Origin of the sequence: Erwinia psidii (assembly GCF_003846135.1) — a bacterium.
GTDB classification, from domain to species: domain Bacteria; phylum Pseudomonadota; class Gammaproteobacteria; order Enterobacterales; family Enterobacteriaceae; genus Erwinia; species Erwinia psidii.
This window is the reverse complement of record NZ_RHHM01000017.1, coordinates 89277-100042: the sequence shown is the minus strand read 5'-3', so window position 1 is coordinate 100042 and position 10766 is coordinate 89277. Positions and strand designations below refer to the sequence as shown.

The 10766-nt window shown below is 52.8% G+C and carries 9 protein-coding genes; 3 read left to right on the top strand and 6 right to left on the bottom strand.

Annotation, left to right across the window (positions count from 1 at the left end; translation table 11 throughout):
- Window positions 1–169: 169 nt before the first annotated feature.
- Genes hemG through pepQ form a run of 4 tightly spaced genes read right to left on the bottom strand, consistent with a single transcriptional unit; the run spans window position 170 to window position 4149 of the window.
- The gene (gene hemG / locus EB241_RS18410; protein ID WP_124234547.1) at window positions 170–706 is read right to left on the bottom strand and encodes a menaquinone-dependent protoporphyrinogen IX dehydrogenase; all 537 of its coding nucleotides are present in this window, start codon (window positions 704–706) and stop codon (window positions 170–172) included.
- An 18-nt stretch (window positions 707–724) separates the two neighbouring features.
- Complete coding sequence (gene trkH / locus EB241_RS18405; protein ID WP_124234546.1) at window positions 725–2176, bottom strand: Trk system potassium transporter TrkH; 1452 nt, start codon at window positions 2174–2176, stop codon at window positions 725–727.
- 30 nt (window positions 2177–2206) lie between these two features.
- A complete protein-coding gene (locus EB241_RS18400) occupies window positions 2207–2818 on the bottom strand; it encodes an IMPACT family protein (RefSeq protein WP_124234545.1) in 612 nt (203 codons plus the stop codon).
- Entirely contained in the window at window positions 2818–4149 is a 1332-nt protein-coding gene (pepQ, locus tag EB241_RS18395; protein ID WP_124234544.1) for a Xaa-Pro dipeptidase, read from the bottom strand. Before pepQ ends, EB241_RS18400 begins: the two co-directional genes overlap by 1 nt.
- Before the next feature lie 177 nt (window positions 4150–4326).
- Between pepQ and fadB the strand changes: the two genes are divergently transcribed.
- Window positions 4327–6513 (top strand): fatty acid oxidation complex subunit alpha FadB, encoded by a 2187-nt coding sequence (fadB, locus tag EB241_RS18390; RefSeq protein WP_124234543.1) that lies wholly within the window; start codon window positions 4327–4329, stop codon window positions 6511–6513.
- A 10-nt stretch (window positions 6514–6523) separates the two neighbouring features.
- Window positions 6524–7687: an acetyl-CoA C-acyltransferase FadA gene (gene fadA / locus EB241_RS18385; RefSeq protein WP_124234542.1), complete on the top strand. Its 1164-nt coding sequence runs from the start codon at window positions 6524–6526 to the stop codon at window positions 7685–7687.
- An 85-nt stretch (window positions 7688–7772) separates the two neighbouring features.
- Here fadA and fre read toward each other — a convergent pair whose 3' ends face one another.
- Window positions 7773–8474 (bottom strand): NAD(P)H-flavin reductase, encoded by a 702-nt coding sequence (gene fre / locus EB241_RS18380; protein WP_124234541.1) that lies wholly within the window; start codon window positions 8472–8474, stop codon window positions 7773–7775.
- A gap of 25 nt (window positions 8475–8499) precedes the next feature.
- Window positions 8500–10002, bottom strand: coding sequence for a 4-hydroxy-3-polyprenylbenzoate decarboxylase (ubiD, locus tag EB241_RS18375; RefSeq protein WP_124234540.1), 1503 nt, complete (start codon window positions 10000–10002; stop codon window positions 8500–8502).
- A 275-nt stretch (window positions 10003–10277) separates the two neighbouring features.
- Between ubiD and rfaH the strand changes: the two genes are divergently transcribed.
- Entirely contained in the window at window positions 10278–10766 is a 489-nt protein-coding gene (gene rfaH, locus EB241_RS18370) for a transcription/translation regulatory transformer protein RfaH (protein WP_124234539.1), read from the top strand.

Here is a 10766-nt window from a genome sequence, read left to right as displayed (position 1 = left end):
TGAGAAGAAGTTGCTCCGGCGGTTCAGCGTGCTGAACCTCTTAACCCGGCGACCCGTAAGCCGTTGTTCCGTGTCAGTGGTGGCGCATTATAGGGAGTTTGTGACGACTGACAAGTGTTTATTGCAAATAAATGACTGACAGCCTCATTTTTCGACAAAGTGCGTTTTTTTACTGCATAGTGCGTGATATTGCCGCAAATTCATGGGTAAAACGTCCCACCTGATCCCAATCTGTGTACTCTACCTCTTTTGTGGTATCTGTTTCACCACCGGTAAGACGCATAATAAACTGGATCATAATACGGTCAAAGAAGCCATAGCGCGGATAACGCAATGCCCCCGCGAATACCGCGCTACAGTCTGGCTGCCATGGTGATTTCAGCAGAAACTTCCGTGTATAGGCATTCGTTTGTGGCGTTCGCTTTTCAGGTTTACGGGCGGTCAGATTCACTGAGAAGAAACCAGAAGGACGCTGCCGCAACTCTGCCAGATGCCGTTCTACAAACACCATTAATGCCGGATGAAAGTGACCATAACGGATTGAAGCTCCAATCAACACGCGATCGTATTTACTCCAGTCAAGCGTATCCGTATGCAATATGTCGTGAATATCACACTCTTGCTGCTCTTTAAGCCGGTTAGCAATAAAAGAAGCAATCTCACGGGTTTGACCATCGCGGCTGGAAAACAGAATTAACGCTTTCATATAAGCACTCAATTTAAGTTATTCGCGCCAGAACGTCGGCGTGAAAAGGACTAACAGCGTGAAGACCTCAAGACGACCAAAAAGCATAGTCAGGATTAAAATCCATTTCGCCGTATCATTCATGGTAGTGAAATTATCCGCCACTACCCCCAGGCCCGGCCCCAGATTATTCAGCGTTGCCGCAACGGCAGCAAAAGCCGAAAAATCATCAACGCCGGTGGCAATAATAGCCAGCATACTCAGCAGGAAAACCAGCGCATACGCTGAGAAGAATCCCCATACCGCTTCAAGGATCCGTTCAGGTAACGCTCGCTGTCCAAGCTTAATGGTATAGACCGCATTGGGATGCACTAACCGCTTCAGCTCGCGGTTACCCTGCTTGAACAACAGTAAAATACGAATCACCTTTAGCCCGCCACCGGTCGAGCCGGCACAGCCACCAACAAAAGCGGAACAGAGCAGCAAAACTGGCAGAAATAGTGGCCAGCGCGCGATACTGTCCGTAGTGAAACCGGCGGTAGTCGCCATTGATACGACCTGGAAGAAGGCCTGGTTCAGCGTTTGCAACCCTGAACTGTAGACATCGCGGAACCAAAGCACCACGGTGCAGATGACAACCAGCGTGAGCTGTACGCTGATAAACATACGAAATTCCGGGTCACGCCAGTAGACACGAAGATTGCGACCGCTCAGTAATGAAAAATGCAGGCCGTAGTTACAGCCAGAAATCAGCAGGAAAATGGCGATAATAGTGTTGATCGTTGGGCTGTTAAAATAGCCAATGCTGGCATCGTGTGTGGAAAAACCACCAATGGCGATAGTTGAAAAGCTATGTCCGATGGCGTCAAACAATGGCATCCCGGCAAGCCATAGCGCCAGCGCGCACACTACCGTCAGCAACACATAGATAAGCCACAGCGTTTTTGCCGTCTCAGCGATACGTGGCCGCATTTTATTGTCCTTCAGTGGCCCCGGCATTTCAGCACGATACAACTGCATCCCCCCCACCCCGAGAATGGGCAGGATCGCCACCGCCAGCACAATGATCCCCATCCCTCCAAGCCACTGCAACATTTGCCGATAAAACAAAATTGCTTTCGGCAATGAGTCCAGCCCCACCAGGGTTGTTGCTCCCGTGGTGGTCAGGCCGGAAAAAGACTCGAAGAAAGCATCGGTGACCGAGAGATTCGGGTGTTCGGCAAAAATAAAGGGCATTGCCCCCACGCTACCCAACACCGTCCAGAACAAGACAACTATCAGGAAACCTTCACGTGGCTTGAGATCGTGCTTCTGATTACGGTTTGGCCACCACAATAGCGATCCGATCAGCAGCGCCATAAAAAAGGTTTGGGTAAAGGCGCGTCCGGCACCATCGCGGTAGATCAACGCCACCAGGCCGGGAACAATCATGGTTCCTGAAAACAAAATGACCAGTAAACCCACGATGCGGGTGATGGCGCGAAAATGCATGCAACCTTTCCTTTCCAGACAGTGAAAATATTATTTAAGCGGGGCCAGATGAAGTGCGCCTCTGCTGAAGTCAGTCAGTTTTTGCGTAAACCCGGCAACCTGAGCATGCGGCAAAGCCAGCGTAAGTGAGACAGATTGTAGAAATTCACTGTTCTGCAATTGCCCCCGGAACCGAGCGATCATTCTTTCGATTTCAGCTAACTGCGCATAGTCGCAGCAAAGCGTAAAGGTCAGCATCGGCACTTTTTGCAGCCGAGGCAGCGCTTTCAACGCCTGTTGTACGCCACCGCCATAGGCTTTAACCAGCCCACCGGTCCCCAGCTGAATACCGCCATAGTAACGAACAACCACCGCAGTGGTTTCACCAATGTTGTTGCCCATCAGTTGGGCAAGCATCGGTTTACCTGCCGTACCTGAAGGTTCTCCGTCATCGGAAAAGCCCAGCCGTTGGGAGTCCGCAGGCGAACCAGCCACCCATGCCCAGCAGTGATGCCGCGCGTCAGGATGTTCACTTTTTATCTGCTGAACAAAAGCGCGTGCGGCATCAACACCATCGGTATGCGCTAACAGCGTGATGAAACGACTTTTTTTAATCTCCTCGCTGAAGCTGAACAGCCCTGCAGGGATGTCATAAGCGTCCATCAGTCCAGCTTCAGATCGCGCGTCATGTTTTCCACACCATGCTCATGGAGCACGACATTATCCTCAATGCGAATACCACCATAAGGTTTCAGCGCGTCAATACGCGCCCAGTCAAAGTGCTGAGTGAATTTTCCTTCACGCCAGCGGGCAAGCAGTGAATCAATAAAATAGATGCCCGGTTCAATGGTCAGCACCATACGTGGTTCAAGGATGCGCGTGCAGCGGAGATAAGGATACTGTTGCGGCGCTGCCAGATGCGTCCCCTGGTCATCCTGCATAAATCCGGCAACATCATGAACCTGAAGCCCCAGCGGATGACCCACGCCATGCGGCATAAACGGCCCGGTCAGGTCTTCGGCCACCAGCGCTTCCTCACTCATCCCTTTCACCAGCTGATGCTTTAATAACAGTTTTGCAATGCGATGATGCATCTGCTGATGATATTCGGTATAGCGCACGCCCGTTTTCAGCGTGGCAATCAGTGCCAACGTTTCCTCATTCATGTCTTTGATCAACTGTGCGTAAATGCCGTCGCTTTGTGCAGCATAAGTACGCGTCAGATCGGCAGCGTAGCCATTGTATTCCGCGCCGGCATCAATCAGGAAGCTGCGGGTTTTATCCGGTGGCAGCGGGTCCAGTTTGGTGTAATGCAGCACCGCCGTATGTTCGTTCAGCGCAATAATGTTGCCGTAAGGCACATCAATGTCACGGTGCCCCGTGGCGCTGAGATAAGCCGCATTGATATCGAACTCGCTCATGCCGGACAGGAAAGCCTCTTTCGCCGCCCGATGACCAACGACCGACGTTTTCTGCGCTTCACGCATACAGTAAAGCTCGTAATCGGTTTTATAAGAACGGTAGTAATGCAGAAAATCCAGCATTCCTTGCGGGTTGATCTGTTCTGCTTTGATACCAAGTTGAGCGGCACGTTCAGGTACGGGACCGATATAGGCCACGTTAGCGCGCCCGCATGGTAGCAGCTTGCCGATGTCGTCAGCCTGTTTCAATGCCACGATATCGATTTCATTCGTCCAGAAACTTTGCGGCAGTGGCTCGACGTTGTGCCAGTAATCCACTGGCGACCAGAACCACAGTTTTGGCTTAGTAATACCGTCCACCCACAGCCAGCAGTGTGGTACAGAAGTTACCGGTACCCAGGCCTTAAATAGCGGACTGACCTTGAAAGGGTAGGTATGATCATCAAGAAAAACGGTCAGCAACTCACCGGAGTGGATCAGCATAGCATCGAGCTGAGAGCGGGCCAGAACCTGCTGCGCACGTTCCTGTAGCGTTTTTATATGCTGCTGATACAGAGTGACCAGAGATCCCATCACATGCCTCCGTTATGACCAAAGTGAACGCATCTTATCACGGTGATGCCCTTTTGCCGTACCTGTGATCTTGTTTGCAAATAAGCAATCAGTTGTTTGCAAATTTTTAACATAAATTCCACACTCCCATTCATCTGGTATGACCAGATCCTTTAATCGCGGCCCCAGGAGATGACCATGCTTTACCAAGGTGAAACGCTTACCCTGAACTGGCTGGACCAGGGCATCGCTGAACTGGTGTTTGATGCACCAGGCCCTGTCAACAAGCTCGACACGCAAACCGTCGTCAGCCTGGGTGAAGCAATCTCGGTACTTGAACAACATACGCAACTGAAAGCACTGCTGCTTACTTCCGGTAAACCAGCCTTTCTCGTCGGAGCAGATATCACGGAATTTCTGTCATTGTTTGCTGCTCCGGCGGAAAAGCTGGCTGACTGGCTGGCCTTTGCCAACGATATTTTTAACCGCCTCGAGGATTTACCGGTTCCGACATTGTCTGCAGTGAATGGTTACGCCCTTGGCGGTGGATGTGAATGCGTGATGGCGACCGATTTCCGCATTGCATCAGCCGATGCGCGGATTGGCTTGCCAGAAACCAAACTGGGAATTATCCCTGGTTTTGGCGGCTCAGTGCGCATGCCACGACTGCTTGGTGCAGACAGCGCGCTGGAAATTATTACCGCCGGGAAGGATGTGGATGCGGTAAAAGCACTGGCAATCGGTCTGGTTGATGCCGTGCTTCCGGCGGAAAAACTGCGTGAGGCAGGGATCAAAATTCTGCTTGAGGCAATCGGGGGTAAGCAGGACTGGCGCGCACGACGTCAGCCAAAGCTGCAACCGCTAAAATTGAGCAAAACAGAAGCCGCAATGAGTTTTACCGTCGCTAAAGGAATGGTTTTACAGAACGCCGGTAAACATTACCCGGCACCGCTCATCGCCGTAAAAACCATTGAAGCTGCCGCCCATTACGGTCGGGACGAGGCACTTAAGCTGGAGACTCAGGCTTTTGTGCCACTGGCACGCTCTGATACAGCAAGGGCGATGGTCGGCATATTTCTCAACGATCAGCTGGTCAAAGGGAAAGCTAAAAAACTTGCCCGTGAGGTAGAAAAACCACGTCAGGCCGCCGTACTGGGCGCCGGGATCATGGGTGGCGGCATCGCGTATCAATCAGCCTTGAAAGGGGTGCCGGTGATCATGAAGGATATCAATCCCGCCGCGCTGACGCTGGGAATGAATGAAGCAGCTACGCTGCTGAACAGGCAGTTGGAACGCGGCCGCATTGACGGTATGACACTGGCGAGCGTGATTGGCTCCATCCAGCCGACACTGAACTATGCAGGCTTTGAACAGGTGGATGTGGTGGTTGAAGCGGTGGTGGAAGATCCAAAAGTGAAGGCCCGCGTTCTGGCGGAGACAGAAGCCCATCTGCATGAGGGCGCGATTCTGGCATCCAATACCTCCACCATTCCCATTGGTGAACTGGCCAGGACCCTGGTACGACCTGAGAATTTCTGCGGCATGCACTTCTTTAATCCGGTACACCGTATGCCGCTGGTTGAGGTTATCCGCAGCGAAAAAACCTCTGAGACCACGCTGGCCAGCGTCGTGGCCTGGGCCAGTCAGATGGGCAAAACGCCAATCGTGGTCAATGACTGCCCCGGTTTTTTTGTTAACCGGGTGCTGTTCCCCTATTTCGCTGGCTTCAGTTTGCTGTTGCGAGATGGCGCGGACTACCGCCAGATAGATAACGTAATGGAAAAACAGTTTGGCTGGCCGATGGGTCCTGCCTGGCTGCTGGATGTGGTGGGCATCGATACCGCCCACCACGCGCAAGCCGTGATGGCGAAAGGCTTCCCGGACAGAATGAAGAAAGATTACCGCGATGCTGTTGATGTACTGTTCGAGGCAAAACGCTTCGGGCAAAAAAACCAGCTTGGCTTTTATCGTTGGGAAACTGACAGTAAAGGCAAACCGAAGAAGTTGGCCGATCCGACCGTCGATGAACTGCTGCAGGGTATCTGCAAGCCGAAACGGATCTTTAGCGATGACGACATTATCGCCCGCATGATGATCCCAATGATTAATGAGGTGGTGCGCTGCCTGGAAGAGAATATTATCGCCACGCCTGCTGAAGCAGATATGGCACTGGTTTACGGTATTGGCTTCCCCCCTTTCCACGGTGGCGTATTCCGCTATCTGGATACCCGGAGCAACGCCGGTTTCGTCAGCCAGTCAGCGCATTTCAGTCAGCTTGGCGCATTGTATCTGCCTCCGGCCAGCCTGCAAGAGAAAGCGCAGCGTGATGAAAGCTGGTATTCCCAGGTTGCGCCGATTGGCGATGCCACGTTAAAAATGGCGTGAGGACAGGAAGATGGAAAAAGTTGTAATTGTTGATGCCGTACGCACGCCGATGGGTCGTTCCAAAGGCGGAGCTTATCGTCATATCCGGGCCGAAGATCTTTCCGCACATCTGATGCGTAACCTGCTCAGCCGCAATCCGGCGCTGGCCTCAGAAAAACTCGACGATGTTTACTGGGGATGCGTGCAGCAGACGCTGGAACAGGGATTTAATATTGCCCGTAATGCGGCACTGCTGGCAGAGATCCCACACCGGGTGCCAGCCACCACGGTTAACCGTCTTTGCGGTTCATCAATGCAGGCGCTACACGATGCCGCCAGAGCAATTATGGTGGGCGATGCCGGTGCATGCCTGGTCGGCGGCGTGGAACATATGGGACATGTGCCGATGAGCCACGGGGTGGATTTCCACCCCGGTCTGAGCAAAACCGTGGCGAAAGCCGCAGGCATGATGGGCCTGACCGCCGAGCTGCTGGCGAAAATGCATGGTATCAGCCGTGAAATGCAGGATGCCTTTGCCGCCCGTTCTCACCAGCGTGCCTGGGCCGCCACTCAGGCAGGACACTTTGCCAGCGAAATTGTCGCCACCAACGGCCACGATGCCGACGGCGTACTGAAACGTTATGATTATGACGAGGTTATTCGCCCGGATACCACGGCCGAAGGCCTCGCGGCCCTGCGGCCTGCTTTCGATCCGGTAAATGGTACGGTCACGGCGGCCAGTTCTTCAGCACTGTCAGATGGCGCTGCCGCGATGTTGGTGATGAGCGAGTTACGCGCTAAAGAGCTGGGCCTGAAACCCCGCGCTTATCTTCGCTCAATGGCGGTAGTGGGCTGCGATCCTTCGATCATGGGCTACGGCCCAGTTCCGGCGTCAACGCTGGCGCTGAAAAGGGCCGGTTTGAGCGTCAGCGATATCGATCTGTTTGAACTGAATGAAGCCTTCGCTGCCCAGACGTTGCCCTGCATCAAAGACCTTGGGCTGCTGGACGTACTGGATGACAAAGTCAACATTAACGGTGGCGCGATTGCACTTGGTCATCCACTCGGGTGCTCCGGGGCACGCATCAGCACCACGCTGCTAAATCTGCTGGAACGACATGATGGCCAGTTTGGCCTCGCCGCCATGTGTATTGGTCTGGGCCAGGGGATTGCAACGGTCTTCGAGCGAGTCTGAGATTGGCTGGAAGTGATACTGCGGTGCCTCCTGGCGGTGAGGGAAGGTTTTTTATTCAGGGGCAGAAGGCTCTGCCCCATGAAAATCAGATGAAAGCAAAGGCATCGCCATACATCTGATCCGCTTTCGCGCCACGTTCGGCACAAAAACGTTCCCGCGCAATCTTCGCCATTTCAAAACGTCCGGCAATGTAGATGTCATGACCGGCGAGGCTGCCGTAATCATTCATCACCGCCGTCAGCACCGTACCATTGCGTCCTTCCCAGCCCGCTTCAGGCTGCTCAACCACCGGAATGATCTTCAGGTTAGCGTGCCTGACCGCCAGCGCTTCCAGTTCTTCCATATCGTAGAGGTGCTTCAGCTCGCGGCCGCCCCAGTAGAGCGCGATGTCACGATCCGGCTGCTGCGACAGGGCGGTGAGCAGGATAGAACGCGCATAAGAGAAGCCCGTACCGCCTGCAACCAGAATCAGCGGACGGTCGCCCTCTTCCCGCAGCCAGGCATCCCCATGAGGAATATCCACGGTAATTTTACGCTGTTGTTGGATACGCTCCATGACTGCCATTGCGTAAAGATTCAGCTCTGAAGCGCCGATGTGCAGCTCAATGATGTCCTTCTCCATCGGCGTGGAGGCGAGTGAAAATGGCCGTTTGTCACGCTCATCCATCACCACCATCAGGTACTGACCGGCACGAAAGCTGAAGTCAGCTTCCGGCACCATGCGCACCCGGTAAACAGTATCGGTAATCGTCTCTACCGAGATCACTTTACAGCTTAGCGTTGTCATGCATTCCCTCTGTTGGGTCGAACATTTATTGGCCGGACGCAGTTGTGCGTTTGGGCGTGTCACTTAAGATACCTAATTCATCCCAGATCGCATCAATTCTGGCCGTCACGGCAGGATCCTTACGGATTGGACGGCCCCATTCACGCTGGGTTTCGCCCGGCCATTTATTGGTGGCATCCAGACCCATCTTGGATCCCAGGCCTGAAACCGGCGAAGCGAAATCAAGATAATCAATCGGCGTGTTTTCCACCATTACGGTGTCCCTGGCCGGGTCCATGCGGGTGGTTACCGCCCAGATAACATCATTCCAGTCACGGGCGTTAACATCATCATCGCAGACAATCACAAACTTGGTGTACATAAACTGACGCAGGAAAGACCAGACGCCCATCATCACCCGTTTGGCATGACCAGCATACTGTTTTTTAATGGTAACAATCGCCAGTCGATAGGAGCAACCTTCCGGTGGAAGATAGAAATCGACAATTTCAGGAAACTGCTTTTGCAGAATCGGCACGAACACTTCATTCAGTGCCACACCCAGCACCGCTGGCTCATCCGGTGGTCGCCCCGTATAGGTGGAATGATAAATTGCATCACGACGTTGCGTCATGTGTGTCACGGTAAACACCGGGAAATTATCGACTTCATTATAATAGCCGGTGTGATCGCCGTAAGGCCCTTCCGGTGCCACTTCACCTGCTTCAATGTAGCCTTCCAGCACGATTTCGGCGCTGGCGGGGATATTAAGATCGCAGGAGATACATTTCACCACTTCGGTTTTTGTCCCGCGTAACAGTCCGGCAAAAGCATATTCCGACAGGGTATCAGGGACAGGGGTGACGGCGCCGAGAATAGTTGCCGGATCGGCACCCAGCGCCACCGCAACCGGGAAGCGTTCACCAGGACGCTGCTGCGACCATTCCTGGAAATCCAACGCGCCACCACGGTGCGACAGCCAGCGCATAATCAGCTTGTTTTTACCTATCAGTTGCTGACGATAAATCCCCAGATTTTGCCGCTCCTTGTTGGGTCCACGGGTTACCGTTAGCCCCCAGGTAATCAGCGGTGCAGCATCTTCCGGCCAGCACCTCATCACCGGAATATTGTGTAAATCAACCTCTTCGCCCTGCCAGATTAGCTGTTGGCATGGTGCATCCCGCAGGCATTTCGTCGGCATATTTAATACCTGCTTCCACTGCGGCAGTTTCCCCATGAAATCGCGGAAACCACGCGGCGGCTCAGGCTCTTTCAAAAAGGCCAGTAACCGGCCCACATCACGAAGTGCTGTTACATCTTCCTGTCCCATGCCCAGCGCAACTCGTTGCGGCGTACCAAACAGGTTACAAAGCACCGGCATACTGTGGCCTTTGGGATTTTCGAATAATAACGCAGGACCTCCAGACCGCAGGGTACGGTCGGCAATTTCGGTCATCTCAAGATCGGTATCGATCTCCATGGTGATGCGTTTTAGTTCCCCGCGCTGCTCCAGCAGAGAAAGGAAGTCGCGTAAGTCGTGGTATTTCATGACTTCTCATCTATACAACCAGTAAATGGGCCATTATAGGGAGGATTAGCGTGGTATGCTTAATTTTTCGCTGTCTCAGAGACAAAATTGCGGACATTTTGATAACAAACGCCCCTCTTTAACGCAATAATCACACCTACTGAAATCGCCGGAAAGCCATCATGCATAATATTTTGTTAACAAGTTAAACTGCAGACCGCCTCTGCCGGGATGCAACTATTACTCTTGTATCAATTTTGTTATTCTTACTGCCCCTGAAATTGCAAAGTGACGTTATGGAATCCTGGTATTTACTTTATTGCAAACGTGGTCAGTTGCTTCGTGCCAAAGAACACCTGGAACGCCAGGCCGTGCACTGTCTCAGCCCAATGATTGCAATAGAGAAAATGGTGCGAGGCAGACGCACCAGGGTGAATGAACCCCTGTTCCCCAATTATCTGTTTATTAAGTTTGATCCGGAAACCATTCATACCACTACCATCAGCGCAACCAGGGGCGTCAGCCACTTTGTCCGTTTTGGCAGCATGCCTGCTATTGTCCCTGAGGATGTGATTACCGCTTTACAGACCGAAAGGACTGAGACGGAGGAGGACCCGGATTTGCCACAGCCGGGCGAACAGGTAATGATCATTGCCGGTGCTTTTGAAGGGCTGAAAGCAATTTTTACCGAACCCGATGGAGAAGCGCGCTCCATGCTGTTGCTTAAATTGCTTAACAAGCAAATCGTTCGAAGCCTGGATAACAAACAGTTTCAGAAACTCTGA

Excerpts from the sequence above, each read along its gene's own strand:
- fadA (WP_124234542.1), top strand. The coding sequence starts at position 6,524 with ATGGAAAAAGTTGTAATTGTTGATGCCGTACGCACGCCGATGGGTCGT.
- fadB (WP_124234543.1), top strand. The coding sequence starts at position 4,327 with ATGCTTTACCAAGGTGAAACGCTTACCCTGAACTGGCTGGACCAGGGC.
- fre (WP_124234541.1), bottom strand. The coding sequence starts at position 8,474 with ATGACAACGCTAAGCTGTAAAGTGATCTCGGTAGAGACGATTACCGAT.
- rfaH (WP_124234539.1), top strand. The coding sequence starts at position 10,278 with ATGGAATCCTGGTATTTACTTTATTGCAAACGTGGTCAGTTGCTTCGT.
- EB241_RS18400 (WP_124234545.1), bottom strand. The coding sequence starts at position 2,818 with ATGGACGCTTATGACATCCCTGCAGGGCTGTTCAGCTTCAGCGAGGAG.
- ubiD (WP_124234540.1), bottom strand. The coding sequence starts at position 10,002 with ATGAAATACCACGACTTACGCGACTTCCTTTCTCTGCTGGAGCAGCGC.
- pepQ (WP_124234544.1), bottom strand. The coding sequence starts at position 4,149 with ATGGGATCTCTGGTCACTCTGTATCAGCAGCATATAAAAACGCTACAG.
- hemG (WP_124234547.1), bottom strand. The coding sequence starts at position 706 with ATGAAAGCGTTAATTCTGTTTTCCAGCCGCGATGGTCAAACCCGTGAG.
- trkH (WP_124234546.1), bottom strand. The coding sequence starts at position 2,176 with ATGCATTTTCGCGCCATCACCCGCATCGTGGGTTTACTGGTCATTTTG.